Raw genomic sequence first — 24,921 nt, 5'->3', positions numbered from 1 at the left:
GCGTTGCAAACAACTCGGTCTTCCAGTCATACCGAGTTGATGCTATCGCAGGCAAGCCAGCTCCCACACAAGCTCACTCCCACAGCAGATCATCGCCAGCCCGAATACCGGGCTAGCAGCATTTAGGCCCACCCTTGCCGCCGTAACGGGCTTCCTGGCGTTCCCGGAAGAACGCCTTGTAGTCCATCATCGGTTTGTCCGGGTGTTTGGTTTGCATATGCTCGACGTACGTATCGTAGTCGGGCATGCCGACCATCAGGCGCGCGGCCTGACCGAGGTATTTACCCAGGCGACTGATGTCATTGAACATGATTGCACTCCTCGATCACGCGTCCGGCAAGGCCTGGAACGGGGCTTCTTTATCCGTACGTTCTTTGTTGCCCCAGGCGGCGACGCCGACCTTGAGCGCGTAGAACAGGATGCTGAACACCACGAACAGGAACAGCGTCGTCAGCGTTGCGTTGGTGTAAGCGTTCCAGATCACGTGCTGCATCTGGTCGATGTTCTTGGCCGGGGCGAGGATCTGGCCGTTGGCCAGGGCATCGCTGTACTTCTTGGCCAGTGACAGGAAGCCGATTGCCGGGTTGGCATCAAACAGCTTGATGAAGCCTGCGGTCACGGTGCAAATCAGCAGCCAGACGGCTGGCAGCATGGTCACCCAGATGTAGCGCTGGCGTTTCATTTTGATCAGCACCACCGTGGCGAGCATCAGCGCGATACCGGCCAGCATCTGGTTGGAGATACCGAACAACGGCCACAAGGTGTTGATGCCGCCCAGTGGGTCGATCACGCCTTGGTACAACAGGTAACCCCACATCGCCACGCAACCTGCGGTCGCAATCAGGTTGGCGGTCCAGGACTCGGTTCGCTTGAGCGACGGCACGAAGGAACCGAGCAAATCCTGGAGCATGAAACGTCCGGCTCGGGTACCGGCGTCAACCGCCGTGAGGATGAACAGCGCTTCAAACAGGATTGCAAAGTGGTACCAGAACGCCATGGTGTTTTCACCTGGCAGCACGCTGTGCAGGATCTGCGCGATACCCACCGCCAATGTCGGCGCACCGCCGGCACGAGCCAGGATGGTGGTTTCGCCGATGTCATGGGCCACGGCGGTCAGTGCTTCCGGGGTAATGGCGAAGCCCCAACTGCTGACGGTTTGCGCAACGGTCACAACGTCAGCGCCCACCACGGCAGCCGGGCTGTTCATGGCGAAGTACACACCTGGCTCGATCACCGAAGCGGCAACCATCGCCATGATCGCGACGAACGATTCCATCAGCATCGCGCCGTAACCGATGTAGCGCGAGTTGACTTCGTTATCCAGCAGCTTGGGCGTGGTGCCCGACGAGATCAGCGCGTGGAAACCCGAGACCGCGCCACAGGCGATGGTGATGAACAGGAACGGGAACAGACCGCCCTTCCACACCGGGCCGGTGCCGTCGATGAATTGGGTCAGGGCCGGCATTTTCAGCTCTGGCATGGTGACCAGGATGCCGATCGCCAACGCAATGATGGTGCCGATTTTCAGGAACGTAGAGAGGTAGTCACGCGGTGCGAGGATCAGCCACACCGGCAGTACCGCAGCGACGAAGCCATAGCCCACCAGCATCCAGGTGATCTGGATACCCGTGAACGAGAAAGCCTTGGCCCAGACCGGGTCAGCGGCAATCTGCCCGCCCAGCCAGATCGAACCCAGCAGCAACAGCACGCCGATAACCGAAATTTCACCAATGCGGCCCGGGCGGATGTAACGCATGTACACGCCCATGAACATCGCAATCGGGATGGTCGCCATCACGGTGAAAATGCCCCATGGGCTCTCGGCCAGGGCCTTGACCACGATCAGCGCCAGCACCGCGAGGATGATGATCATGATCAGGAAACAGCCGAACAGCGCGATAGTCCCCGGAATGCGGCCCATCTCTTCGCGAACCATGTCGCCGAGGGAACGGCCGTTGCGACGAGTGGACAGGAACAGGACCATGAAGTCCTGCACCGCACCGGCCAGCACTACGCCGGCAATCAGCCAGAGCGTGCCGGGCAGGTAACCCATTTGCGCCGCCAGTACCGGGCCGACCAAGGGGCCTGCACCGGCAATCGCCGCAAAGTGGTGACCGAAAAGAATGTGTTTGTTGGTCGGCACATAGTCCAGACCGTCGTTGTTGAGCACTGCGGGGGTGGCCCGCCGTGGATCGAGTTGCATCACGTTGTTAGCGATGAACAGACTGTAGTAGCGGTACGCAACCAGGTAGATGGCCACCGCAGCGACCACAATCCACAAGGCGTTGATCGCCTCGCCGCGGCGCAAGGCCACTACGCCCAGGGCGCACGCGCCTACGATTGCCAGCACCAGCCAGGGTAGGTGGCGTAGCAGGCTATTATTATTTTTCATTTTATTATTCCAGCCAGGGTGGACAGAAAGGACAGCCAGCCCGAGTTTAGCGCTGTTGGCTTTAAAGGCCACCCCCCACGTTGGTCTAGAGCCTTGCAATCGCAAAAAAAGCAGAAATAAACGCCGGTTGATGGCGCAAGGCTACAATCCTTCTATCCACACAGGGGTTAACCATGACTGAACAACCGTCTGATCGCCGCCGTTTTCGCCGGATTGCCTTTGACGCCAAGACCGAACTTCGGCAAAACGGCCAGGAATGGCCGGTGCAATTAGTGGACTTGTCGCTCAAGGGCTTGTTGGTGCAACGCCCTTCGCCCTGGCTGGGCAATGACGCTGACCCCTTTGATGTGGATATCCATCTGGACGCCGACACGGATGTACAGATGCAGGTGCGCCTGACTCATGATGATCATGGGCAGTTGGGCTTTGTGTGCGAGCACATTGACCTGGACTCGATCAGTCATCTGCGCAGACTGATTGAGCTGAACCTTGGCGATCAGGAAGAACTGGAACGGGAGCTGGGGGCATTGCTGGAGGTTTAGCCGTCAGGGAAACGCCGCACGTGCCGGGAAGTCGCCTTCCGACTCCCAAAAACCCGGTTTCTGACTCGACGCGGCCTGCCATTGCCCGTCGGCAAAACGGTAGGTCGTGTAACGGGTGACGAAGTCTTCGTCGCCGTCACCGTCCATAAAGGACGACAGTTGCAGCAACTCATCCGCGGCGGGCGTGGCTACTTGCCAGGCGGCTTTGCCGGTCTGGGTCAGGGTCAGAGGCTTGACCTTGCCGTCAGCGCCCTTGTAGTCCATCGGTTTGAGTTGCTGCCTGGCCGGCATCAGCAGTTGCGTCGCCGGGCCGCTGTAGCTGCCCATCGGCGCGGTCTGGTCGATGCTCAAAAAATACACAGGCGCTGGCAAGCCGTTGAGCGGGGCCTTTTTGACTTCAGCCAACGGATAACCGAGTTCTTCGTGCGCGATCACTTCGCCAGACCCCGACACCATGCGCACCTGGGCTTGAAGCAGCGGCTTTTCCACCAGGTCGCCGGGATCGTCAAACGAGTCCTCGTCCAGCCCGTTGCCCCAGCTGTCCTGGTGCAATTGGGCGCTGATGCGCTGGTCTTCCAATACCTGCAAGACGCTGCCGTCCTCGGTCGCCAGCTGTTGCGCGAGACGGTAACCGGCTGGCAATTCAGCCCATGCCATGGCGGGCAGCCAGCCCAGGGCGACAAACAGCGCGACTGCGCCCCAGCGGTTCGATCGTTGCATGGCGTCCATTCCTGATTTATTCGAACAGTGCATCCAGCGCCTGCTCCAGGCGCGTGACTCCAATGATGTTTATCCCCGGCGGCGATTCCTTGGGCATATTGCCCTTGGGCACGATTGCGCGCTTGAAGCCGTGCTTGGCCGCTTCCTTCAAACGCTCCTGGCCACTCGGCACCGGGCGCACTTCGCCTGACAGGCCAACCTCACCGAACACCAACAAGTCGTGGGGCAGCGGTTTATTGCGCAGGCTGGACATCACGGCCGCCATCAATGCCAGGTCAGACGCCGTTTCCAGCACCTTGACCCCGCCGACCACGTTGAGGAACACGTCCTGATCGTGGGTCGGAATGCCGCCGTGACGGTGCAGTACCGCGAGCAGCATGGCCAAACGGTTCTGATCCAGGCCAAGGGTGACACGGCGCGGGTTGGCCAAATGGCTGTCATCCACCAGCGCCTGCACTTCCACCAGCATTGGCCGGGTGCCTTCCCACGTCGCCATCACCACGCTGCCTGGGACTTCTTCCTGGGCACGCGTGAGAAAAATCGCCGAAGGGTTGGAGACTTCTTTCAGGCCGCGATCCGTCATGGCGAACACGCCCAGCTCATTCACCGCGCCGAAACGGTTCTTCACCGCCCGCAGCAAGCGCAGGCGACCGTCGGATTCGCCCTCGAAATACAGCACGGTGTCGACCATGTGCTCCAACACGCGAGGCCCGGCCAGCGCGCCTTCTTTGGTCACGTGGCCGACCAGGAAGATCGCCGTGCCGCTCTGCTTGGCATAGCGCACCAGCAACGCCGCGCTTTCGCGCACCTGGGACACGCCACCGGGCGCCGATTGCAGCTGCTCGGTAAAAATGGTCTGGATCGAGTCGATCACCATGACCTTGGGTTTTTCGATGCGCGCGGTGGCAATGATGCTTTCGATGCAGGTTTCGGTCATCACCCGCAGTTGATCCTGGGGCAAGCCCAGGCGGCGGGCGCGCATGGCCACTTGTTGCTGGGATTCTTCGCCGGTGACGTACAGCGCGGGCATGCGGCTGGCGATGCTGCACAGGGTTTGCAGCAGGATGGTGGATTTGCCGATGCCGGGGTCGCCGCCGATCAGCACGACAGAGCCGTCGACCAGCCCGCCGCCAAGTACCCGGTCGAGTTCACCGGAGGCGGTGGAGAAACGCGGGATTTCTTCGACGCTGACTTCGGCCAGGGTCTTGATCTGCGCCTGCTGCCCGGTCCAGCCAGCACGGCCGGTGGGGGCTGCGGCGCCGCCGCTTTCGATCATGGTTTCAGTCAGGGTGTTCCAAGCGCCGCACTCGGTGCATTGGCCGGCCCACTTGGGAAAGGTCGCGCCGCACTCCGTGCAGCCGTACATGCGCTTGGCCTTTGCCATTTGAGAACCTCCAACCGAAAAACCGCGATGATAGCTCAGCGCGGCGCCGGGGTCCGGATTTCACCACTGGCCAATCGTGAAGCACTGTTGCCAATCGGGTCTTCGGCGTTGAGGTCGGCGCCTTTAGCCTTCAGCTCATCGAGCAGCTCGACGCGCTTGAACAGCCCGGCGTACATGGCGGCGGTCTGCCCGGCGCCGTTGCGTTGGTCGGGGTTGCAGCTGGTTGCCAGCAGGCGCTGGGCAATTTTCAGCTCGCCCTTGAAGATCGCGCCCATCAGCGCGGTGTTACCGCGTTTGTCCTGCACACAGGCGTCGGCGCCAGCACTGAGCAGGCGCTCCACAAACGGGCCCTGACCATGGTAAGCGGCGAGGATCAGTGCGGTGTAACCCTTGTCGTCTGTGGTGTTGAGGCTGTAACCGGATTCGATGAAGGTGTTGAGCATGTCGACATCGCCCCGGCGGGCAGCATCGAAATAGTAGTCCTGCAACTGCGCCTTGAGCGCCACCGGGTCGGGGGACTCGGCATGGGCGACAAAGGCGAGCATGGCCATCAGTAGGCCGATGGAAATTCGCATGGGTGTTCTCCTCACGGGAGTCGGCGCCCTCAAGAGGGCGCCGACTGGAACAGACATTAGTCAGTCAGTTTTTCTGCCAGCGCTTTTACGCGCGCCAGATCACCCTTTGCCACTTTGGTCACGCCCGTGCCGTACTCCGGGTCTGCCTTGTAGAGGAACGACAGGATGATGTGCTTGCTCTCGTCATCGGTGGTCGCGAGGGAGCCGCCGAAGTTGTCGATCAAGTCCTGACGCTCTTTCTGGTTATAGGAGCGGTACAGATCACCCGCCTGCTTGAAGTTCTGCTCACGCTGAATCTTCGCTTGCTGGGTGCTGCCCGACAGCGCCAACTGGCTGTAGCGCGCGGTTTGCGGCTCTTCCCGTGGCAGCAGGCGGCTTGGCTGGTAGTTCACGCCGGTGGTGGTTTTGCCCGAGTTCATGACGCCGTCCTGGTTACCGTTGTTGACGGTCACCCGTGGAGCGTTGATCGGCAGTTGCAGGGCGTTCGGCCCCAGGCGATACATCTGCGTGTCGGCGTAGGAGAACACTCGACCTTGCAGGAGGCGGTCTTCCGACGGCTCAATGCCCGGAACGAGGTTGGCCGGGGCCATGGCGACTTGCTCGGTTTCCTGGAACACGTTCCCAGGGTTGCGGTTCAGCACCATCTGCCCGACTTTACGCTCCGGCACATTCGGCCAGATCTTGGTGGCATCCAGCGGGTCGAAGTCAAACTTGGCCAAGTCCTCAGGCTTCAGCACTTGCACATACAAGTCCCACTTGGGGAAGTCGCCCTTGTTGATGTGCGTCACCAGGTCATTGGTCATATGGCTGTAGTCACGCCCTTGCACTTCGGTGACTTGCTTGGGGTCAAGGTTCTTGATGCCTTGCAGGCTCTTCCAGTGGAACTTGACGTAGTGCACTTCGCCTTTGGCGTTGATCAACTTGTAGGCATGCACGCCATTACCGTCCATTTCGCGGTAACTGGCTGGCGTGCCGGAGTCAGAGTACAACTCGGTGAGTGTGCGGGTGGACTCTGGAACATGGGAGAAGAAATCGAAACGGCGAGAGTCGTCGTCCAGGTTAGTGCGCGGGTCAGGTTTGAACGCGTGGACCATGTCCGGGAACTTGATGGCATCGCGAATAAAGAAGGTTGGGAAGTTATTCCCCACCAAATCCCAGTTACCTTCGGCAGTGTAGAACTTGGTGGCAAAACCACGCGGGTCACGCAGGGTTTCCGGGGAGTGGTTGCCATGCACCACGGCCGAGAAACGCACAAACACCGGGGTGGCTTCGCCGGCGGCAAAGACTTTGGCTTTGGTCAGGTCGCTGAGGTTGTCGGTGACGGTAAAGGTGCCGTGAGCGCCGGTGCCACGGGCATGCACAACGCGCTCCGGGATGCGCTCGCGGTCAAAGCGCTGCAGTTTTTGAATCAGCTGAACGTCTTGCAACAATACCGGGCCATTGGCACCAGCGGTTTGCGAGTTCTGGTTGTCGCCAACAGCGGCGCCGTTATCACGGGTCAGGTTGGCGGCTTGTACAGAGAGGGAAAGCAGGCTGGCGGTGACCAATGCCAGCGCGTGACGCGCAGACACTGGCCTGCGGCTCATGGGGGTATTCATCGAGGTGTCCTCTGGTTTTTTTATGCACATTCATTCGTGCTTGCCAGAGGCTAGTGACCTGCGAGTCATAAGATAAATAGAAAAGGCGTACTGCCCCGATAAAGAAAATAGTGTGGTAAGGCACTGAAATGGCGCGTATTTCGCGCGCGATTGGTGGCACTTTGCAAACTATTTGCGATTTAATGTGTCGATAAAAATTAACAGTGTTAACGGTTGTGTCGCGCAAGCCCACAACGACTGACTTACACTGACCTCCACCCTTCTCATCTGTAACAAGGAATAACTTATGGGCGTGATCAGCGAGTTCAAGGCCTTCGCGGTCAAAGGCAATGTGGTCGATATGGCCGTGGGTATCATCATCGGCGCCGCCTTCGGCAAGATCGTGTCCTCCTTTGTGGGCGACGTGGTGATGCCACCTATCGGCCTGTTGATCGGCGGCGTGGACTTCGGCGACTTGGCCGTGACACTCAAGGCAGCACAGGGCGACGTTCCGGCGGTAGTCCTGGCGTATGGCAAGTTCATTCAAAGCGTGATTGATTTCGTGATTGTCGCGTTTGCTATCTTCATGGGCGTCAAAGCCATCAACCGCCTGAAGCGCGAAGAGGCCGTTGCGCCAAGCTTGCCGCCTACGCCGACCAAAGAAGAACTGCTGCTGGGTGAGATCCGCGATCTGCTCAAGGCACAGAACGACAAGCCGCTTTAACCAAAACCGGCCTGAAAAAAAGCGCCCGCTGGGGCGCTTTTTTATTACCAGTAATTTTCCACCGCCACTTGCCCGGGACGTCGGCTCAGGCTCAGTTGCATATCGCGTTGTTTGAGCAACTGGCGGGTGTCGTCGACCATCTGCGGGTTGCCGCAAATCAGTACGCGCGAGTGCTCCGGGGTCAGCGCGACGCCGGCGGCACGCTCCAGCTCGCCATTCTCGATCATCGCCGTAATACGCCCGTTCAAAGCCCCTGGGTGTTGTTCACGGGTCACAATCGGAATGTAGGTGAGCTTGTGCGCGTATTCGGCCAAATGCTCACGCTCACCCAATTCGTTGATCAGCGACTGGTACGCCAACTCCTTGGACTCGCGGGCGCTGTACACCAATACAATGCGCTCGAATTTTTCCCAGACTTCAAAGTCCTGCAGGATCGACAGGAATGGCGCCACACCAGTGCCGGTGCCCAGCAGCCATAAATCCCGCCCGTCCACAAAACGGTTCAGCGTGAGGAAGCCGGTGGCCTGGCGCTCCACCATCAGCGTATCGCCTACCTGCAAACGGCTCAGTTCGCTGGTGAACTCCCCACCGGGCACCACAATCGAGAAGAAATCCAGATGCTCGTCAAACGGTGAAGACACGATGGAATAAGCACGCCACACGGTGCTGCCATCTGCCTTGGTCACCCCCAGACGCACGAATTGGCCGGCCGTAAACCGAAAGCCCGGGTCGCGGGTGGTGCGCAAGGTAAACAGGCTGGGGGTCAGCGATTGCACGTCGAGCAGGGTTTGTCGGGTGAATTTCTCAGCACTGGCCGTCATGGGGGGCTCCAATCTACAGGTGCCCTAGTGTCCCTCAAAGTCGACGATACAAACACCGTTGGTTTGTAGTGGCATCACGCGGGCGATCAATAGTGGCTCTTTAATACTAACTCTAATCAATTGGCTATTAACTCACTAGGATTCACCTATAACGTTGCGCAGAGAGGCAGTTAGTTAAATGTCAGGGATGTTTCAAGTCACTCAAATCCCGCAGGAAATATCGCGTGATGCCAAAACTACATAATGGACGCGTCGAGAAAAAATTGATTAGACCTGCCCGTCCAATTACGAAATTTTAATTCCATCGTGTAGCCGATGCCCTACACTCATTTTCGTGTCGCTTCGGGAGATGAGGACGTACCCGAGTCATGGAGATTCCTATGGAGAGTTACCGATGGTCAACTGGCGCAATTCACGGCTCCCTAAACTGGACGGTGAGCAAGCAGTCACCACCGTTTTTCAAATGGTCATCAATAGAACGTATGAACTTGGGTTTCAATACTGCGCCTTCAAGATGAGTTCCCAGTTACCGGACAAGAACACAGATCCGATTGATTTCAATAACTACCCACCCGAGTGGAATGCCCTTTACAAGCAAGCACACTTTTTCGACAAAGACCCCGTTGTAGACCTGTGTAAACACAGTGTTTTTCCTGTGGTCTGGGAGGAAAAAGTCTTCAGTGCAGCGCCTAATTTGTGGGACCTGGCACAATCCTACGGTGTGCACGTGGGTTGGACCCAGGCGGTTCATGACTTTCGGGGCGTCTTCAGCATGCTGACCCTGGGCCGCAGCGACGGCGCCGTCAGCCCGCAGGAGCTTTACGAAAAGGCCGGCGAGGTGTTGTGGCTTTGCCATGCAATGCACGCGGTATTGGCCCAGAGTTTTGCGGACAAGCCCTGCATCAGCCCTCCCACACGGTTAACGCCGCGAGAGACGGAAATTTTGAAATGGTCGGCGATAGGCAAGACGGCGGAAGAAGTGGGCAACATCATGTCGATCACCCCACGAACGGTCAGCTTTCACGTCAGCAGCGCCATGCGCAAACTGGGCGTCAGCAGCAAAATCGCCGCCGTGCTGCGCGCATCCAAAGAAGGGCTGTTTGACTGACCTGTAAACACCGCATGTAATCCCTCCGAAAAAAAAGTAACATTTACGACCAATTCTGAGTGTTGAAGCCGCCGCCCTGGTGGCGCCGCCTCGCAGTTCGCTCAGACGGTTCGGCGGGTTGCCCCCACCGAACACCCATCGATGACCCAGAGCCTCCCCCGCCATGCCCCTGCTTGACAGCCCCTTCGCCCAGCTCGATCTGATCCGCCAGCCAGAACAACACAATGATCCGCTGCAAGCGTTCGACGCCGCTGATGAGTACCTGCTCAACCATCTGGCAAGCCAACAGCCGAGCCTCTCGACCCGCGTGCTGGTGCTCAACGACAGCTTCGGTGCCTTGGCGGCGAGCCTTGCCGGTAAAGTGCAGGTGGTCTCCAGCGGCGATTCGTTTCTGGCAGCCCAGGGCCTTGAGAAAAACCTGGTACGCAATGCCAGGACTTTTGATGCGGTGCCGTTTATCCCGGCGAACCTCTCGCCAACCGGGCCGTTTGACCGCGTACTGATCCGCGTACCCAAAACCCTGGCCTTGCTCGAAGAACAACTGATTCGCCTGCAAGGGCAACTGGCACCGGGCGCCGAAGTGATCGCCGGGGCGATGCTCAAGCACCTGCCGCGAGCGGCAGGCGAAATGCTCGAGCGCTATATCGGCCCGATGCACGCCTCGCTCGCGGTCAAAAAAGCCCGGCTGCTGATCGCCACCGTTGCCGAGCGCCCCGCCGCCGTCTCGCCCTACCCTACCCGCTACCGCCTGGACGTGCCGGCCATCGAACTGCTGAACCACGCCAACGTGTTCTGCCGCGAAGACCTGGACATCGGCACCCGCGCCTTCCTGCCGTTCCTGCCGAACAACCTCGGCAGCGCGCGCGTGGCGGACCTGGGCTGTGGCAATGGTGTATTGGCCATCGCCAGCGCGCTGCAAAACCCCGACGCGCACTACACGCTGGTGGACGAGTCCTACATGGCCGTGCAATCCGCCGCCGAGAACTGGCAGGCCGCACTGGGTGATCGCGAGGTGGTGATACGTGCCAGCGATGGCCTGGCCGGCCAGGAGCCACAATCGCTGGACGTGGTGCTGTGCAACCCGCCGTTTCACCAGCAGCAGGTGGTCGGCGACTTCCTTGCCTGGCGCATGTTTCAACAGGCGCGGGAAACCCTGGTGGTCGGCGGCGCGCTGTACATCGTCGGCAACCGTCACTTGGGTTATCACACCAAGCTGGCGCGGCTGTTCCGTGGCGTCGAGCAAATCGCTACCACGCCGAAATTCGTCATCCTCAAAGCGCGCAAATAAAAAAACCCTGCCTCTCTTGCGAAAGGCAGGGCTGGAAAGCCGGGCCGCTAGGCCCGGATCGGGATGTCAGTGAGTGGTCAGGCCAGCCGCATTCATGAACATGCGCATCAGGCTGGCCACGACGAACAGGGCCAGCACGCTGCCAGTCCAGATCATCGCTAGCCACCCCAGGCGCCGCCACAATGGCTGCTTTTCGGCCTGTTCAATCTCGTGCAACGAAGGTTTGCCGGACATGCTTCGAGCCTCCTAGTGATAACCGTCTTCGTGGGTGACCTTGCCGCGGAACACGTAGTAGCTCCAGAAGGTGTAGCCCAGGATGAACGGGATGATGAACAGCGTGCCAACCAGCATGAAGCCCTGGCTTTGCGGCGGCGCGGCGGCGTCCCATATCGAAACCGACGGCGGAATGATGTTCGGCCACAGGCTGATACCCAGGCCGCTGTAGCCGAGAAAGATCAGTACCAGCGTCAGCAGAAACGGCGTGTAGTGCGCATTGCGTGCCACCGCACGGATCAGCCCGTACATGGTCACCAGCACCAGGATCGGCACCGGCAGGAACCAGAACAGGTTCGGCAGGGTGAACCAGCGCGAAGCAATTTCCGGGTGCGCCAGCGGCGTCCACAGGCTGACAATAGCGATCACTGCCAACACCACAAAGGCCAGGGGCCGCGCTAGGTTGTGCATCTGCTCCTGCAACTTGCCTTCGGTCTTCATGATCAGCCACGTGCAACCGAGCAAGGCATAAGCGACCACCAGTGCTACGCCGCAGAACATGGTGAACGGCGTGGCCCAGTCCAGCGAACCACCGGCAAACTGGCGATTGACCACCGGAATGCCGTCGATAAAAGCCCCCAGCGCTACGCCCTGAAAGAACGTGGCTGCGACGGAGCCGCCAATAAACGCCTTGTCCCACAGGTGACGCTTGTGGTCCTTGGCCTTGAAGCGAAACTCGAACGCCACGCCGCGAAAGATCAGGCCGACCAACATCAGGATCAGCGGCAGGTACAGCGCCGACAGCACCACCGAATAGGCCAGCGGGAACGCGCCGAACAGCGCCGCGCCACCGAGTACCAGCCAGGTTTCATTACCGTCCCAGACCGGCGCGACGGTGTTCATCATCACGTCGCGGTCGACTTTGCCCGGAATAAACGGGAAGAGAATGCCGATACCCAGGTCGAAGCCGTCCATCACCACGTACATCATGATGCCGAAGATGATGATCACGGCCCAGATCAGCGGAAGATCAATACCCATCTCAATGCCCCTTGTGCTGGATGTCGTCGTGATCATTGTCGGTGCCGTCATCGGCAGCCGACAACGGACGAGCCGGTGTACGTTTCTGGCCAGGCCCACCGTGGGTCGGCTCAGTCACGTCGTGGGCGACGGGGCCCTTGCGCACCAGGCGCATCATGTAGCCCAAACCGGCACCAAACAGCGCGAAGTACACCACCACGAACAACACCAGAGTGATCGTCATCTGCGCCAGGCTATGCCCGGAAGAAGCATCCGCCGTGCGCATCAACCCGTAGACCACCCACGGCTGACGACCAATTTCGGTGGTAAACCAGCCGGCGAGAATCGCGATCAGGCCGGACGGGCCCATCCACAGCGCCAGGTACAGGAACGGCCGGGACGTGTACATCCGGTCGCCCCGGCGCAGCCAGAGGCTGAACAAACCGGTGAAGATCATCAGGAAGCCCAGGCCGACCATGACCCGGAACGACCAGAACACAATGGTCGAGTTAGGGCGGTCTTCAGGCGGGAAGTCCTTGAGCGCCGGCACCTGCTTGTCCAGGGAGTGGGTCAGGATCAGGCTGCCCAGATAGGGAATTTCAACCGCGTATTTGGTTTTTTCGGCCTTCATGTCGGGCCAGCCGAACAGGATCAACGGCGTCGGTTCGCTGCCGATATTTTCCCAGTGGCCCTCAATCGCGGCGATTTTCGCCGGCTGATGCTTGAGCGTATTAAGGCCATGGAAGTCGCCGATGACCGCTTGAATAGGCGCGACGATGAGGGCCATCCACATCGCCATCGACAACATGGTACGGATGGCGGGCGTGTCTTTACCGCGCAGCAAGTGCCAGGCCGCCGAGGAACCGACGAAGAACGCGGTAGCCACAAACGCCGCCGTGGCCATGTGCATCAGGCGGTAAGGGAATGACGGGTTGAAGATCACCGCAAACCAGTCGGTAGGAATCACGCGACCGTCGATGATTTCAAAACCTTGCGGCGTCTGCATCCAGCTATTGGACGCGAGGATCCAGAAGGTCGAGATCAGCGTGCCGACGGCCACCATCACCGTGGCGAAGAAGTGCAGCTTGCGCCCCACCTTGTTCCAGCCGAACAGCATGACCCCGAGGAAACCGGCTTCCAGGAAGAACGCCGTGAGCACTTCGTACGTCAGCAGCGGCCCGGTGACGGCGCCGGCGAAGTCCGAGAAGCGGCTCCAGTTGGTGCCGAACTGGTACGCCATGACCAACCCGGAGACCACGCCCATGCCGAAGTTGACGGCAAAGACCTTCGACCAGAAATGGTAGAGGTCGCGGTAGGTGTCGTTGCGGGTCTTGAGCCACAAGCCTTCCAGCACCGCAAGGTAACTGGCCAGGCCGATGGTGATCGCCGGGAACAGGATATGGAAAGAGATGGTAAACGCGAATTGAATTCGGGCGAGATCTAGCGCCTCCAAACCGAACATATGTTTTCCTCTGTCAGGTAATACCGGCTGCGGGCTGGGAGCCTGCACCCACTGCCCCCACGGATATGGAGTGTGACGAATTTCAATTCGTTTCTTTTATTAACCACTACGTAGGGAATCTGGCCATTGGCCTCCAAAACAATCCCTGGGGCGGTTTTGATCTGGATCAAGCATTGCTGAAAGAGTAGTCCCATTTTGGCGGTAGGACCGTGTGGTCTTTTGCCGCGTGACAGGCTGCCTCAGTCAGTCGCTCCCCCCTTAAAAACTGGCAACTATTTGTTACAAGTTGATGCTAATCTCGCCGTTCCTTCCTGTTCTGACCAGAATTCCCGATGCCCAGTGAACCCGCGTTGCTGTTACGTCACCACCGCCCCTTCATCGCGTTCTGGCTCGCGCGCATCTTCACCGCCAGCGGCTTCCAGATGCTCACGGTGGCCATCGGCTGGAACCTCTACCAACTGACCGGCAACGTGCTGGACCTGGGCCTTGTCGGCCTGGTGGAGTTCATTCCGCGCGTGCTGTTCATGCTGCACACCGGGCATGTGGCCGACCGCTATGAGCGGCGCAAAGTGGCCGCGATCTGCCAGACCGTACAGGCGCTGATTGCTTTGACCCTGGCCATCGGCGGCCTGACCGGCCACGTCACACGTGAAATGATCTTCATCCTGGCCTTCCTGCTCGGCGCCGCGCGCTCGTTTGAAATGCCCACCACTCAGGCAATGCTGCCGAGCATCGTGCCGACCGCGCTGTTTCCGCGTGCCGTGGCTTCGTCACAGTCGGCGCAGCAACTGGCCACTATCGTTGCTCCGGCGCTGGGCGGTTTGCTGTATGCGTTTGGCAGCGTGTGGGTGTATGGCCCGACAGTGGCGCTGTACCTGATCGCCTGCGTGCTGACGCTTAATCTACCCGCGCGCCAGACGCCGCTGAACAAGGCCAAGGCGACCATGGATTCGCTGCTGGCCGGTATCCGTTTTATCCGCAGCCGACCGGACATTCTCGGCGCCATCTCCCTCGACCTGTTCGCGGTACTGCTGGGCGGCGCCACCGCGTTGCTGCCGGTGTTCGCCAAAGACATCCTGCTGACCGGCGCCTGGGGCCTGGGCCTGCTGCGTTCGGCGCCCGCGGTGGGCGCGTTGTTGATGTCGTTGTGGCTGGCGCGGTTCTCGGTGGACCGCCATGTGGGCCGCGTGATGTTTACCGCCGTCGGCGTGTTTGGCGTGGCGACCATTGCTTTCGGCCTGTCGACGTCTTTCTGGTTCTCCCTCGCAGTGCTGGTGGTGCTGGGCGCGGCGGACATGATCAGCATGGTGATCCGTGCCTCGTTTGTGCAGTTGGAAACCCCGGATGAAATGCGCGGGCGGGTCAGTGCGGTCAACGGTCTGTTTATTGGCGCGTCGAATCAGCTGGGCGAATTTGAGTCGGGGATTACCGCGTATTGGTTCGGCACCGTGCCCGCCGTGGTCATGGGCGGGATCGGTACGCTGGTGGTGACCGGGGTGTGGATCAAACTGTTCCCAAGTTTGGCCAAGCGTGACCGGATGCATGTGCCGGTGGAAGAAAGCGTTAAGCCCACCGCCTGATCCAATCACTGTGGGAGCGGGCTTGCCCGCGATTGCCGTGTATCAGTCAACCGATGTAAGGCTGACCCACCGCTATCGCAGGCAAGCCAGCTCCCACATTGGATTACCCGTGACTGGGAAAACGAGTTACAGCACCTTGTCCAGGGTGATCGGGAAGTCCCGTACCCGCTTGCCGGTGGCGTGATAAACCGCATTCGCCACCGCAGCCGCCACGCCGACGATGCCAATCTCACCGACACCCTTGGAACCCAATGCATTGACGATTTCGTCGTGTTCTTCAACAAATAACACGTCAATCTCGCCAATATCGGCATTCACCGGAATGTGGTATTCGGCCAGGCTGTGGTTCATGTAGCGCCCCAGTTGGTGGTCAATCTGGGTTTCTTCATGCAACGCCATCCCTATCCCCCACACCACGCCGCCGAGAATCTGGCTGCGGGCCATCTTGGGGTTGACCACGCGCCCGGCGGCAATCGCACTGACGACGCGGCTGACCTTGATAGTGCCCAGGTCTTCATCAACCCGAACTTCGACAAACACCGCCGAGTGCGTGGCCGTGGCATAACCTTCGCGTTTCTTGTCAGGTTCGCTGTCCACCTGCACTTCCAGCGCGTCTTCACCGCTGTCCTTGACCAGTTGCGCCAACGACACACTCACGTCACCGGTATGCAGTTGGCCGTCTTCAAAGCGTACCGATTCGGCGTCCGTAAACACCGGGTAAGTCTGGCGTGCGATGGTCAGCAGTTTGGCGGTCAACGCTTCACAGGCTTGCTGCACGGCGGTACCGACGGACGACACGGTAAACGAGCCACCCTGCAATGGCGCGGTGGGCAATGACGAGTCGCCGAGCAGGAACACCACGTCGTCCACCGCCACGCCGCTCGCCTGCGCGGCGATCTGGGTCATCACCGTGTAAGTGCCGGTGCCGATGTCGGTCGTAGCGCTGCTGACGGTGAGCTTGCCGTGCGCATCAATGCGCGCCTTGGCACTGGCTTTCATCTGCATGGCTTCCCATACCCCACCGGCCATGCCCCAACCGATCAACTGGTTGCCTTCGCGCATGCTGCGCGGTTCCGGGTTGCGCTGGCTCCAGCCAAAGCGCTCGGCGCCCTCGCTGTAGCACTCGCGCAAGGCTTTGCTCGACCAGGGCTTGTCTTCGGTCTGATTGCGCTCGGCGTAATTGATCAGGCGCAGTTGCACCGGGTCCATGCCGAGCGCGCACGCCAGTTCATCCATGGCGCATTCCAGGCCGATCACGCCCAGCGCCGCGCCGGGCGCGCGCATGTCCAGCGGGGTGAACACATCCAGCGGCACCAGCTTGTAGGTCAGTTGCACGTTGTCGCACTGGTAGAGCATGCCGCTCCACTCGACCACGTGTTCGCTGAAATCCTCGAAGCGTGACGTCTGGCCAATCGCGGTATGCCCCAATGCCAGCAGGCGGCCATTGGCGGCGGCGCCCATCTGCAAACGCTGCAAGGTGCGCGGGCGGTAGCCGAAGGTGAACATCTGTTGGCGCGTGAGGGTCACGCGTACCGAACGCTTGAGCGCCAGCGATGCCATCACCGCCAGCGGCAGTTGGTATTGCGGGCGCAGGCCGGAGCCGAACGCGCCGCCGACAAACGCGGCGAAAATCCGCACCTGGCTTTTGTCCAGGCCGAAGACTTTTTGCACGTAGGCCTGGCAGTTCTGCGGGCCTTGGGTTTTGTCATGGATATGCAGCGTGCCGTCCGGCTGATACAGCACGGTGCTGGCATGCGGTTCCATGGGGTTGTGGTGTTCGATGGGGGTGCTGTAATGCGCGTCGAGGCTGACGGCGGCAGCGCTCCATTCGGCGAGGAAGTTGCCGCGCGGCGCGGGCGGAGTTTGCGGCGAGGGGTACGCCTGTTCCTGCATGGCCAGCAGGTCGGTTTCAAAGGCTTCGCTTTCGTACTCAATGTCAACCAGCGAGCCGGCATGCCGCGCCAGTTCGAGGTTGTCGGCGATCACCAGGGCCAGGGGCTGGCCGCTGTAGAGCACGCGGTCGTTATACAGCGGGCGAAACGGTGAACCGTCGGCGGCATCGGCGTCGGCAAAGGCGTCGTCGTAGCTGGCGAGCTTGGGCCGATTGAGGTGGTCGAGCACCATCACCACGCCCGGCAGCGCCAACGCTTTGGAGGCATCAATACGTACCACGCGCCCCTTGGCGATGGTGCTGGAGACCACGCTGCCGTGCAGCAAGCCTTTTTCGGGGAATTCACCGGCATAGCGCGCCTGGCCGGTGACCTTGAGCAGACCGTCAACCCGGTCCAGTGGTTTGCCGACAGCGCTCATGGGCGATCTCCTGCAACGGCGGCGTCGCTCAGGGCACGAATAATCCCACGGCGCGCCAGCTTGATTTTGAAACCGTTGTGTTCCAGCGGTTCGGCGTCTTGCAACAGGGCGTCGGCCGCGTTGCTGAACGTTTCGCGGCTGACGGTCTGGCCGATCAATGCGGCTTCCACTGCACGGTCGCGCCAGGGTTTGTGGGCCACGCCGCCCAACGCCAGGCGCGCGTCAACGATGGTGTCACCGTCCAGTTCCAGCGCGGCGGCAACCGATACCAGCGCAAAGGCGTAAGACGCGCGGTCGCGGATTTTCAGGTAGTGGCTGTGGCCGGCCAACTGGTCGGCGGGCAGCTCAATGGCGGTGATCAGTTCATCGTCGGCCAGTTGGTTGTCGCGCTGCGGCGTATCACCGGGCAAGCGATGGAAGTCGGCAAACTCGATGACGCGCGCGCCGCCGCGTCCTTCTACATGCACCTTGGCGTCCAGCGCCGCCAACGCGACGCACATGTCCGAAGGGTGGGTGGCCACGCACTGTTCGCTGGCGCCGAGGATCGCATGGATGCGGTTCAAGCCGGTGCGTGCCGGACAGCCACTGCCGGGCTCACGTTTGTTGCACGGCACGGTGGCGTCGTAAAAGTAGTAGCAACGCGTGCGCTGCAACAGGTTGCCGCCGGTGCTGGCCATATTGCGCAGTTGCGGCGAGGCGCCAGCGAGGATGGCCTGGGACAGCAGCGGGTAACGCGTTTCGATCAGCGGGTGCCAGGCCAGGTCGGCGTTGCTCACCAGGGCGCCGATTTTCACGCCGCCCTCAGCCGTTTCTTCAACGCCTTGCAGCGGCAAGCCGGTGATATCGATCAAGTGCTCGGGGCGGCTGATGTTTTCCTTCATCAGGTCGAGCAGGTTGGTGCCACCGGCAATAAAGCGCGACACGGCGCTGCTCAGGTGGACGGCTTCGTGTACATCGGCCGGTTTGCTGTACTGGAACGGGTTCATTTTTCACCTCCCAGCACAACGTCTTCAATCGCGTCGCGAATATTGCTGTAGGCGCCGCAGCGGCACAGGTTGCCGCTCATCAGTTCCTGGATGTCTGCGCTGTCGTGGGCGCGGCCTTCGTTGGCCAGGCCGACGGCGGAGCAGATCTGGCCAGGGGTGCAGTAGCCGCACTGGAAGGCGTCATGCTTGATGAAAGCCTGCTGCATCGGGTGGAGAGTGTCGCCGTCGGCCAGACCTTCGATGGTGGTCAGCTCGGCGCCGTCGCACATCACCGCCAGGGTCAGGCAGGCGTTCACGCGTTTGCCATCGCGCAGCACGGTGCAGGCGCCGCATTGGCCGTGGTCGCAGCCTTTTTTGCTGCCGACCAGATCCAGTTGTTCGCGCAAGAGGTCAAGCAACGTGGTCCAGGGCAACACGTCCAGCGCGCGCTCCTGGCCGTTGAGGGTCAAGCGGATCGGGTGGGTGACGAACGGTTGGGCCGCCGTGCCATTGGGAGTTGCGCTCATAAACACCTCACGGGTTGGGTACTTCCGCGGCGTTCAGGAAAGTCGCCGTCTCAGGGGTACGACTTCTCGGGTTTATGAGCGTTCAAGAGGATTGATCAGCGGATGTTGAGCAGAGTCTTCAAGGTTTTCGCCGGGCCATTGATGGACGAGTTGCTGTACTCGAACCAGCCTGGGGCTTGCACATTTACGTCAAACACATAGATGTAGCCCATCACGGTGCCTGCGCCATTACACGCCTGGCTGATGTTGCCAACCTGGCACACCGCCGTGCGTTGCCCGTTAAGTTCTGCCCCATCGAAGCGGCCCATTGGGTTGTTACCCAGGCCGACTTCCATGACCGAAACCCTGGTAGGCCCGCGGTGTGTGCACATCTGGGTGGTGTTCACCCGCTCGGGAATGGCTTCGGTGCAACGCGCCGACTCGACCTGGAACACGCGCACTTCGCTCAAGGCCGGTGCAGCCGCGCCCCACGCCGGTGCTGCGCCGAGCCACAGGCTGACACTGGCGATCAGGGCTAGACTCCACGCGTTGGCTTTTTTCATGCTGTCGATGACCCTGAATTGAACGTCGGCGCAGTATGCCTCAAGGCCATGCGCGACAAAACCAACCCCATGCGCCACACGGCCTCGGCTGCTGGTATGATGCGCCGCTTTTTCCGATCCTCTCTGAAACCACAGGCGCTTGGCGCAGTTTGTGCTTTGACTTAGAGGTCAACAAATAACGACGCAAAATAGCGTCACAGGGAGCCGGCATGCTGGAAAAGCTGTTTCAACTCAAAGCACACAATACAAACGTGCGCACCGAGATTCTTGCGGGTATCACCACGTTCCTGGCCATGGCCTACATTCTGTTCGTGAACCCGAGCATCCTTGGCGAGACCGGCATGGACAAGGGCGCGGTATTCGTCGCGACCTGCCTGGCCGCTGCCATCGGTTCGACCGTGATGGGCCTGATCGCCAACTACCCGATCGCCCTCGCGCCGGGCATGGGCCTCAACGCGTTCTTCACCTACACCGTGGTCCTGCACATGGGCCATACCTGGCAGGTTGCGCTGGGCGCGGTATTTATTTCGGCAGTGCTGTTCTTTCTGCTGTCGATCTTCCGCATCCGTGAATGGATCATCAACAGCATTCCCTTGCCGCTGCGTTCGGCAATCGCCGCCGGCATCGGCCTGTTCCTGGCGCTGATCGCCCTGCACAACGCCGGTATCGTGGTCAGCAACCCGGCGACCATGGTCGGTATGGGTGATCTGAAACAACCGGCGCCCATCCTCGCTACCCTTGGTTTCGTGCTGATCGTTGCGCTGGAAGCCCTGGCCGTACGCGGCGCGGTGTTGATCGGCATTCTGGCAGTGACCATCGTCTCGATCGCGCTGGGCTTCACCCCGTTCGGTGGCGTGACGTCGATGCCTCCATCGCTGGCCCCGACCTTCCTGCAGCTGGATATCAAAGGCGCGCTGGATATCGGTCTGGTCAGCGTGATCTTCGCCTTCCTGTTCGTCGACCTGTTCGACAACTCCGGCACCCTGATTGGCGTCGCCAAGCGCGCCGGCCTGATGGGCAAGGACGGCCACATGCCGAAAATGGGCCGTGCGCTGATCGCCGACAGTACCGCTGCCATGGCCGGTTCCCTGTTGGGCACTTCGACCACTACCAGCTACATCGAGTCGGCTGCGGGCGTGAGCGCCGGTGGCCGTACCGGTTTGACTGCGATCGTGGTTGCGATCCTGTTCCTGCTGGCGCTGTTCTTCTCGCCGCTGGCCGCCAGCGTTCCGCCGTTCGCTACCGCGCCTGCCCTGTTGTTCGTCGCCGTGCTGATGACTTCTGGCCTGGCCGAAATCGACTGGGATGACATCACTGTTGCAGCGCCGGTGGTGATCACCGCCCTGGCGATGCCGTTCACTTACTCCATCGCCAACGGCATCGCCTTCGGTTTCATCGCCTGGACCGCCATCAAGCTGCTTTCGGGCCGCTACCGTGAGCTGAACCCGGCACTGGTGATCCTGTCGATTCTGTTTGTGATCAAGCTGGGCTGGTTCAACGCATGACTTTTGACGCCGCAAGCTACACCGCTCAACTGCAAGACAAGGTCACGCGCTTGCGTGACCTGTTGGCGCCGTTTGATGCACCCGAGCCACAGGTATTCGATTCGCCGCTGCAGAACTTCCGCCTGCGCGCGGAGTTCCGCCTGTGGCGCGAGGGCGGTGAACGCCACTACGCAATGTTCTCCCAGGACGACAAGCGCACGCCGATCCTGATCGAAGAATTCCCGATTGCAGGCCTGCGCATCAACCAGTTGATGCCGCAGCTCAAAGCCGCCTGGCAAGCCAGCGCGGCCCTGAGCCACAAGCTGTTCCAGGTGGAATTCCTCACCACCCTGGCCGGCGACGCGATGATCACTCTGTGCTATCACCGCCCGCTGGACGAGCATTGGCACACCGCCGCCAACCAGCTGGCCGCTGACCTTAACGTGAGCATCATCGGTCGCTCCAAGGGCAAGCGCGATGTGATCGGCCAGGATTACGTGGTGGAAAAACTCGACGTCGGTGGCCGCACGTTCAGCTACCGCCAACCCGAAGGCGCGTTCACCCAGCCCAACGGCACCGTGAACCAGAAGATGCTCAACTGGGCGTACGAAGCCCTGGGCGATCGCCCGGATGATTTGCTGGAGCTGTATTGCGGCAACGGCAACTTCACCCTGCCGCTGGCGACCCGCGTGCGTAACGTGCTGGCGACTGAAATCAGCAAGACGTCAGTCAATGCAGCCTTGAGCAACCTCGATGAAAACGCGGTGGATAACGTGACGCTGGTGCGCTTGTCTGCCGAAGAACTCACCGAGGCGCTCAACGAAGTGCGCCCGTTCCGCCGCCTGCAGGGCATCGACCTGAAAAGCTACGCGTTCGGCAGCGTATTCGTCGACCCGCCGCGCGCCGGCATGGACCCGGACACCTGCGAACTGACCCGGCGCTTCGACAACATCCTCTACATCTCCTGCAACCCGGAGACGTTGGCGGCGAACATCGCGCAACTGCATGACACGCACCAGATCACCCAGTGTGCAATGTTTGACCAGTTCCCGTGGACGCACCATATGGAATCCGGGGTCTTGTTGACCCGTCGTTGATCTGAATGCGATTCATACGTCCGTCGAATCGCCAGTTTCGATGACCTCTTCCTTGCGTGGCCGCCCGCCCTTCTTGCCATTGGCTCGGGCGGCGGCTGTTTTGGCGGCGCTGCTTTTGCGACCGTTGCGTGATGCCACCATGCTGACGGCCAAGTCCATCAGGGGCTGGCTCGTAGCGATCAATCCGGTGATTGATACATCCAGATCCTGAGCCTCACAGCACAGCGCCTTGCCGCCAAAACCGACCTCCAACTGCTGGAAATCCTGCAAGGAAAACCCTTCGAACTCGGGCAGACCGGCCACGGGCAACATGACGCGGCTGCCGTCGCTGAAACCAATGGACAGACAGTCGTCTTCATAACGCACGGAACTGGCGTTGGCGTACAAACGCTTCAACTTACGCCCACGGGCTATAGCCTTATCGATATCGGCCTCTGTGAGAGGGACATCGGGATAGACTTTGGCTTTTACGATTTTTCTCATAAATCAATCTCCACGTAACCTGGCGCTCGGACCAGAGTCAATATTGTTCGCTGCGCCACCGCATCGTGGCGGGCTTTTGCAATCACATAGATACCGGGCCGAATGACCAAGCCCGGCACCACCTCATCAGCGTCCCAATCCCAGGAGTGGTTCTCCAGACAGACCGTGTGCAGCTTCTCCCACCAGATCCTTCGTGCCCGAGCCAGGTAATGCGGTTGCATCAACGCTTGGCGCAATCCTTTAAGAATCGACTCTGGTGGGCGCCCCCGTTCTGGATCCACATCCCACAACTCCACTCGCCCATTCAGAAAGCTGAAACGAAAGCGCGCATCCCATTCATTCCCCCTTACATGCACGTGGGGCGGGCAATGCTCATCCCTGAGAAGCACTGAAATTACATATCCTTTGTAAGCGCCTACTTTCATCGTAACCCATCCGTTAGGTTATTTTCCGTCAGGTAACAATTTAGCGTCTGCCACCTGACAACCGGTACCGTCATCCGGCCGTTGTTGCACAGGTTAGTAACGGCACGACAACCGTCGAATGCGGTCTTGTAACCACCCATGGCTGTAGCGATGAAATCCCCGCGTTCGCTCATTCAAAGTTCGGTAATCGAACACATCCCGTCACAACGCGCCCGACTCGATTGACCAAAGTAACCATCCGGTACATTTTATCTCCACAACTAACAATAATCGTGGAGATACGCCAAATGCCGCCCATCGTGCTGGTGCTCAACGGCCCCAACCTCAACCTGCTCGGCACCCGCGAGCCCGCCACTTACGGCCATGAAACCCTGGCAGACGTCGCCGCGCTGTGCGGTCGCAGTGCGGAAAAACTCGGTCTCAAAATCGAATTTCGCCAGACCAATCACGAAGGCGAATTGCTCGACTGGATCCACGGCGCCCGCGCGCGTTGCGCCGGTATCGTGATCAACCCGGCGGCGTGGACCCACACGTCCGTGGCGATTCGCGATGCGCTGGTGGCCAGTGAAGTGCCAGTGATCGAAGTGCATTTATCCAACGTGCATGCGCGCGAGGCGTTTCGGCATCACTCGTTTGTGTCGCCCATCGCCAAAGCGGTACTCGCAGGGTTCGGCAGCCACGGCTACCACCTGGCCCTGGAACATTTCAGCCACACCTTGAAAGGATGAACCTGATGAAACCGCGCATCCTCGCCGGCCTGATCGGCGCCGGAATCCAGGCCTCCCGCACCCCGGCCCTGCATGAGAGGGAAGGCGACGCCCAGGGCTTGCGTTACCTGTATCAGTTGATTGACCTGGAACCGCTGCACCTGACCATCAACGCCCTGCCCGACCTGCTCGACGCCGCCGAACGGATGAACTTCACCGGGCTGAACATTACCTACCCGTGCAAGCAGGCGATCCTACCCTTGCTCGATGAACTGTCTGACGAGGCCCGTGGCATCGGCGCGGTGAATACCGTGGTGTTCAAGGACGGCAAACGCATTGGCCACAACACGGACTGCCTGGGGTTTGCCGAGGGCTTTCGCCGTAACCTGAACGATGTCGCCCGTCAGCGCGTGGTGCAAATGGGTGCCGGCGGCGCGGGCGCGGCGGTGGCCCATGCGCTGCTGGCCGAGGGTGTGCAGCACTTGAGTATTTTCGACGTGGACACGGCCCGTGCCCGCGACCTTGTGGATAACCTTGCCCAGCGCTTCGGCCCGGGTCGCGCGCAGATTGGCAATCACCTGGACAGTGCCATGGCCGAGGCGGATGGCCTGGTGAATACCACGCCAATGGGCATGGCCAAATTGCCTGGCACGCCAGTGCCGCCGGGCTTGTTGCGCGCTGAGGTGTGGATCGCGGAGATTGTGTATTTCCCGCTGGAAACCGAACTGCTGCGTGACGCCCGGGCGCTGGGGTGCCGCACGCTGGATGGCGGGAATATGGCGGTGTTTCAGGCGGTGAAGGCGTTTGAGTTGTTCAGTGGCGAGGTGCCGGATGCGGACAGGATGCTGGCGCACTTTCAGAGCATGAACATCTGACTGGATACACAAAAATCCAAATGTGGGAGCGGGCTTGCTCGCGAATGCGGTGTGTCATTCACTGCAATGCTGACTGATCCACCGCATTCGCGAGCAAGCC

General features: G+C 60.4%; 25 protein-coding genes. 9 read left to right on the top strand and 16 right to left on the bottom strand.

From position 1 onward, the window contains the following. Positions 1 to 112: 112 nt before the first annotated feature. Positions 113 to 310, bottom strand: coding sequence for a YbdD/YjiX family protein (locus ACP7A2_RS16305; protein ID WP_003176208.1), 198 nt, complete (start codon positions 308 to 310; stop codon positions 113 to 115). A gap of 15 nt (positions 311 to 325) precedes the next feature. Beyond that, a complete protein-coding gene (locus tag ACP7A2_RS16300) occupies positions 326 to 2,392 on the bottom strand; it encodes a carbon starvation CstA family protein (RefSeq protein WP_375065225.1) in 2,067 nt (688 codons plus the stop codon). 173 nt (positions 2,393 to 2,565) lie between these two features. Between ACP7A2_RS16300 and ACP7A2_RS16295 the strand changes: the two genes are divergently transcribed. After that, positions 2,566 to 2,934: a PilZ domain-containing protein gene (locus ACP7A2_RS16295; protein WP_426135047.1), complete on the top strand. Its 369-nt coding sequence runs from the start codon at positions 2,566 to 2,568 to the stop codon at positions 2,932 to 2,934. 3 nt (positions 2,935 to 2,937) lie between these two features. Here the strand turns inward: ACP7A2_RS16295 and ACP7A2_RS16290 are convergent, their stop codons facing one another. From ACP7A2_RS16290 to katB, 4 genes are read right to left on the bottom strand one after another with little or no spacing between them, the layout of a single operon-like run. Next, positions 2,938 to 3,654 (bottom strand): hypothetical protein, encoded by a 717-nt coding sequence (locus ACP7A2_RS16290; protein WP_426135046.1) that lies wholly within the window; start codon positions 3,652 to 3,654, stop codon positions 2,938 to 2,940. A 16-nt stretch (positions 3,655 to 3,670) separates the two neighbouring features. Further along, positions 3,671 to 5,038 (bottom strand): DNA repair protein RadA, encoded by a 1,368-nt coding sequence (gene radA, locus ACP7A2_RS16285; RefSeq protein ID WP_348062075.1) that lies wholly within the window; start codon positions 5,036 to 5,038, stop codon positions 3,671 to 3,673. A 35-nt stretch (positions 5,039 to 5,073) separates the two neighbouring features. Then, complete coding sequence (locus ACP7A2_RS16280) at positions 5,074 to 5,613, bottom strand: ankyrin repeat domain-containing protein (protein ID WP_426135045.1); 540 nt, start codon at positions 5,611 to 5,613, stop codon at positions 5,074 to 5,076. A 56-nt stretch (positions 5,614 to 5,669) separates the two neighbouring features. Next, positions 5,670 to 7,211, bottom strand: coding sequence for a catalase KatB (katB, locus tag ACP7A2_RS16275; RefSeq protein WP_426135044.1), 1,542 nt, complete (start codon positions 7,209 to 7,211; stop codon positions 5,670 to 5,672). Between the two features lie 286 nt (positions 7,212 to 7,497). Here katB and mscL point away from each other — a divergent pair, with 286 nt between their 5' ends. Then, the gene (mscL, locus tag ACP7A2_RS16270; RefSeq protein ID WP_348062248.1) at positions 7,498 to 7,914 is read left to right on the top strand and encodes a large-conductance mechanosensitive channel protein MscL; all 417 of its coding nucleotides are present in this window, start codon (positions 7,498 to 7,500) and stop codon (positions 7,912 to 7,914) included. Between the two features lie 44 nt (positions 7,915 to 7,958). On the opposite strand, the gene ACP7A2_RS16265 is transcribed toward mscL, so the two are convergent. Further along, complete coding sequence (locus ACP7A2_RS16265) at positions 7,959 to 8,735, bottom strand: ferredoxin--NADP reductase (RefSeq protein WP_375065215.1); 777 nt, start codon at positions 8,733 to 8,735, stop codon at positions 7,959 to 7,961. Positions 8,736 to 9,129: 394 nt separating this feature from the next. Between ACP7A2_RS16265 and ACP7A2_RS16260 the strand changes: the two genes are divergently transcribed. Then, positions 9,130 to 9,843 carry a LuxR family transcriptional regulator gene (locus ACP7A2_RS16260; RefSeq protein ID WP_426135043.1) on the top strand — a complete coding sequence of 238 codons (714 nt, stop codon included), beginning with the start codon at positions 9,130 to 9,132 and terminating at the stop codon, positions 9,841 to 9,843. 163 nt (positions 9,844 to 10,006) lie between these two features. Beyond that, positions 10,007 to 11,131, top strand: a complete 1,125-nt coding sequence (locus ACP7A2_RS16255; protein WP_426135042.1) for a methyltransferase — start codon at positions 10,007 to 10,009, stop codon at positions 11,129 to 11,131. Between the two features lie 66 nt (positions 11,132 to 11,197). Here ACP7A2_RS16255 and ACP7A2_RS16250 read toward each other — a convergent pair whose 3' ends face one another. Genes ACP7A2_RS16250 through ACP7A2_RS16240 form a run of 3 tightly spaced genes read right to left on the bottom strand, consistent with a single transcriptional unit; the run spans position 11,198 to position 13,826 of the window. Next, positions 11,198 to 11,365 carry a DUF2474 domain-containing protein gene (locus ACP7A2_RS16250; RefSeq protein WP_010206690.1) on the bottom strand — a complete coding sequence of 56 codons (168 nt, stop codon included), beginning with the start codon at positions 11,363 to 11,365 and terminating at the stop codon, positions 11,198 to 11,200. 12 nt (positions 11,366 to 11,377) lie between these two features. Beyond that, positions 11,378 to 12,385: a cytochrome d ubiquinol oxidase subunit II gene (cydB, locus tag ACP7A2_RS16245; RefSeq protein ID WP_426135041.1), complete on the bottom strand. Its 1,008-nt coding sequence runs from the start codon at positions 12,383 to 12,385 to the stop codon at positions 11,378 to 11,380. A 1-nt stretch (position 12,386) separates the two neighbouring features. After that, on the bottom strand, positions 12,387 to 13,826 hold the full coding sequence (locus ACP7A2_RS16240; protein WP_426135040.1) for a cytochrome ubiquinol oxidase subunit I: 1,440 nt from the start codon (positions 13,824 to 13,826) through the stop codon (positions 12,387 to 12,389). 332 nt (positions 13,827 to 14,158) lie between these two features. Here ACP7A2_RS16240 and ACP7A2_RS16235 point away from each other — a divergent pair, with 332 nt between their 5' ends. Continuing rightward, positions 14,159 to 15,406 (top strand): MFS transporter, encoded by a 1,248-nt coding sequence (locus tag ACP7A2_RS16235; RefSeq protein WP_426135039.1) that lies wholly within the window; start codon positions 14,159 to 14,161, stop codon positions 15,404 to 15,406. Between the two features lie 126 nt (positions 15,407 to 15,532). On the opposite strand, the gene ACP7A2_RS16230 is transcribed toward ACP7A2_RS16235, so the two are convergent. From ACP7A2_RS16230 to ACP7A2_RS16215, 4 genes are all read right to left on the bottom strand, one after another. Continuing rightward, positions 15,533 to 17,716, bottom strand: coding sequence for a xanthine dehydrogenase family protein molybdopterin-binding subunit (locus tag ACP7A2_RS16230; protein ID WP_426135038.1), 2,184 nt, complete (start codon positions 17,714 to 17,716; stop codon positions 15,533 to 15,535). Beyond that, positions 17,713 to 18,702 carry a xanthine dehydrogenase family protein subunit M gene (locus ACP7A2_RS16225; protein ID WP_348059671.1) on the bottom strand — a complete coding sequence of 330 codons (990 nt, stop codon included), beginning with the start codon at positions 18,700 to 18,702 and terminating at the stop codon, positions 17,713 to 17,715. Before ACP7A2_RS16225 ends, ACP7A2_RS16230 begins: the two co-directional genes overlap by 4 nt. After that, positions 18,699 to 19,208, bottom strand: coding sequence for a (2Fe-2S)-binding protein (locus tag ACP7A2_RS16220; protein WP_426135037.1), 510 nt, complete (start codon positions 19,206 to 19,208; stop codon positions 18,699 to 18,701). Before ACP7A2_RS16220 ends, ACP7A2_RS16225 begins: the two co-directional genes overlap by 4 nt. Positions 19,209 to 19,303: 95 nt before the next feature. After that, on the bottom strand, positions 19,304 to 19,750 hold the full coding sequence (locus ACP7A2_RS16215) for a DUF4879 domain-containing protein (protein WP_426135036.1): 447 nt from the start codon (positions 19,748 to 19,750) through the stop codon (positions 19,304 to 19,306). A gap of 209 nt (positions 19,751 to 19,959) precedes the next feature. On the opposite strand from ACP7A2_RS16215, the gene ACP7A2_RS16210 reads away from it, so the two are divergent. Both ACP7A2_RS16210 and trmA read left to right on the top strand, forming a co-directional pair. Beyond that, positions 19,960 to 21,255, top strand: coding sequence for an NCS2 family permease (locus ACP7A2_RS16210; RefSeq protein WP_426135035.1), 1,296 nt, complete (start codon positions 19,960 to 19,962; stop codon positions 21,253 to 21,255). Further along, positions 21,252 to 22,331, top strand: coding sequence for a tRNA (uridine(54)-C5)-methyltransferase TrmA (trmA, locus tag ACP7A2_RS16205; RefSeq protein WP_426135034.1), 1,080 nt, complete (start codon positions 21,252 to 21,254; stop codon positions 22,329 to 22,331). Before ACP7A2_RS16210 ends, trmA begins: the two co-directional genes overlap by 4 nt. Positions 22,332 to 22,343: 12 nt before the next feature. Here the strand turns inward: trmA and ACP7A2_RS16200 are convergent, their stop codons facing one another. Then, complete coding sequence (locus tag ACP7A2_RS16200; protein WP_426135033.1) at positions 22,344 to 22,814, bottom strand: DUF2442 domain-containing protein; 471 nt, start codon at positions 22,812 to 22,814, stop codon at positions 22,344 to 22,346. Then, on the bottom strand, positions 22,811 to 23,239 hold the full coding sequence (locus ACP7A2_RS16195; RefSeq protein ID WP_426135032.1) for a DUF4160 domain-containing protein: 429 nt from the start codon (positions 23,237 to 23,239) through the stop codon (positions 22,811 to 22,813). The genes ACP7A2_RS16200 and ACP7A2_RS16195 overlap by 4 nt, the downstream gene beginning before the upstream one ends. 287 nt (positions 23,240 to 23,526) lie before the next feature. On the opposite strand from ACP7A2_RS16195, the gene aroQ reads away from it, so the two are divergent. Both aroQ and ACP7A2_RS16185 read left to right on the top strand, forming a co-directional pair. Continuing rightward, positions 23,527 to 23,967 (top strand): type II 3-dehydroquinate dehydratase, encoded by a 441-nt coding sequence (gene aroQ / locus ACP7A2_RS16190; RefSeq protein WP_017253796.1) that lies wholly within the window; start codon positions 23,527 to 23,529, stop codon positions 23,965 to 23,967. A gap of 5 nt (positions 23,968 to 23,972) precedes the next feature. Next, positions 23,973 to 24,821 (top strand): shikimate dehydrogenase, encoded by an 849-nt coding sequence (locus ACP7A2_RS16185; protein ID WP_426135031.1) that lies wholly within the window; start codon positions 23,973 to 23,975, stop codon positions 24,819 to 24,821. The last annotated feature ends 100 nt before the right edge of the window (positions 24,822 to 24,921 follow it).

This window comes from Pseudomonas sp. PWP3-1b2 (genome assembly GCF_049896045.1).
GTDB classification, from domain to species: Bacteria; Pseudomonadota; Gammaproteobacteria; order Pseudomonadales; family Pseudomonadaceae; genus Aquipseudomonas; species Aquipseudomonas antarctica_B.
Note: the sequence above shows the minus strand (reverse complement) of the source record. Positions and strands in the feature narration are given on the sequence as shown.

Coding starts and splice junctions, on each gene's coding strand:
- ACP7A2_RS16290 (WP_426135046.1), bottom strand. CDS start 3,654: ATGCAACGATCGAACCGCTGGGGCGCAGTCGCGCTGTTTGTCGCCCTG.
- ACP7A2_RS16255 (WP_426135042.1), top strand. CDS start 10,007: ATGCCCCTGCTTGACAGCCCCTTCGCCCAGCTCGATCTGATCCGCCAG.
- aroQ (WP_017253796.1), top strand. CDS start 23,527: ATGCCGCCCATCGTGCTGGTGCTCAACGGCCCCAACCTCAACCTGCTC.
- ACP7A2_RS16240 (WP_426135040.1), bottom strand. CDS start 13,826: ATGTTCGGTTTGGAGGCGCTAGATCTCGCCCGAATTCAATTCGCGTTT.
- ACP7A2_RS16280 (WP_426135045.1), bottom strand. CDS start 5,613: ATGCGAATTTCCATCGGCCTACTGATGGCCATGCTCGCCTTTGTCGCC.
- ACP7A2_RS16235 (WP_426135039.1), top strand. CDS start 14,159: ATGCCCAGTGAACCCGCGTTGCTGTTACGTCACCACCGCCCCTTCATC.
- ACP7A2_RS16260 (WP_426135043.1), top strand. CDS start 9,130: ATGGTCAACTGGCGCAATTCACGGCTCCCTAAACTGGACGGTGAGCAA.
- ACP7A2_RS16195 (WP_426135032.1), bottom strand. CDS start 23,239: ATGAAAGTAGGCGCTTACAAAGGATATGTAATTTCAGTGCTTCTCAGG.
- ACP7A2_RS16295 (WP_426135047.1), top strand. CDS start 2,566: ATGACTGAACAACCGTCTGATCGCCGCCGTTTTCGCCGGATTGCCTTT.
- ACP7A2_RS16210 (WP_426135035.1), top strand. CDS start 19,960: ATGCTGGAAAAGCTGTTTCAACTCAAAGCACACAATACAAACGTGCGC.
- ACP7A2_RS16250 (WP_010206690.1), bottom strand. CDS start 11,365: ATGTCCGGCAAACCTTCGTTGCACGAGATTGAACAGGCCGAAAAGCAG.
- cydB (WP_426135041.1), bottom strand. CDS start 12,385: ATGGGTATTGATCTTCCGCTGATCTGGGCCGTGATCATCATCTTCGGC.
- katB (WP_426135044.1), bottom strand. CDS start 7,211: ATGAATACCCCCATGAGCCGCAGGCCAGTGTCTGCGCGTCACGCGCTG.
- ACP7A2_RS16300 (WP_375065225.1), bottom strand. CDS start 2,392: ATGAAAAATAATAATAGCCTGCTACGCCACCTACCCTGGCTGGTGCTG.
- ACP7A2_RS16200 (WP_426135033.1), bottom strand. CDS start 22,814: ATGAGAAAAATCGTAAAAGCCAAAGTCTATCCCGATGTCCCTCTCACA.
- ACP7A2_RS16185 (WP_426135031.1), top strand. CDS start 23,973: ATGAAACCGCGCATCCTCGCCGGCCTGATCGGCGCCGGAATCCAGGCC.
- ACP7A2_RS16220 (WP_426135037.1), bottom strand. CDS start 19,208: ATGAGCGCAACTCCCAATGGCACGGCGGCCCAACCGTTCGTCACCCAC.
- ACP7A2_RS16225 (WP_348059671.1), bottom strand. CDS start 18,702: ATGAACCCGTTCCAGTACAGCAAACCGGCCGATGTACACGAAGCCGTC.
- ACP7A2_RS16265 (WP_375065215.1), bottom strand. CDS start 8,735: ATGACGGCCAGTGCTGAGAAATTCACCCGACAAACCCTGCTCGACGTG.
- ACP7A2_RS16305 (WP_003176208.1), bottom strand. CDS start 310: ATGTTCAATGACATCAGTCGCCTGGGTAAATACCTCGGTCAGGCCGCG.
- mscL (WP_348062248.1), top strand. CDS start 7,498: ATGGGCGTGATCAGCGAGTTCAAGGCCTTCGCGGTCAAAGGCAATGTG.
- trmA (WP_426135034.1), top strand. CDS start 21,252: ATGACTTTTGACGCCGCAAGCTACACCGCTCAACTGCAAGACAAGGTC.
- ACP7A2_RS16230 (WP_426135038.1), bottom strand. CDS start 17,716: ATGAGCGCTGTCGGCAAACCACTGGACCGGGTTGACGGTCTGCTCAAG.
- ACP7A2_RS16215 (WP_426135036.1), bottom strand. CDS start 19,750: ATGAAAAAAGCCAACGCGTGGAGTCTAGCCCTGATCGCCAGTGTCAGC.
- radA (WP_348062075.1), bottom strand. CDS start 5,038: ATGGCAAAGGCCAAGCGCATGTACGGCTGCACGGAGTGCGGCGCGACC.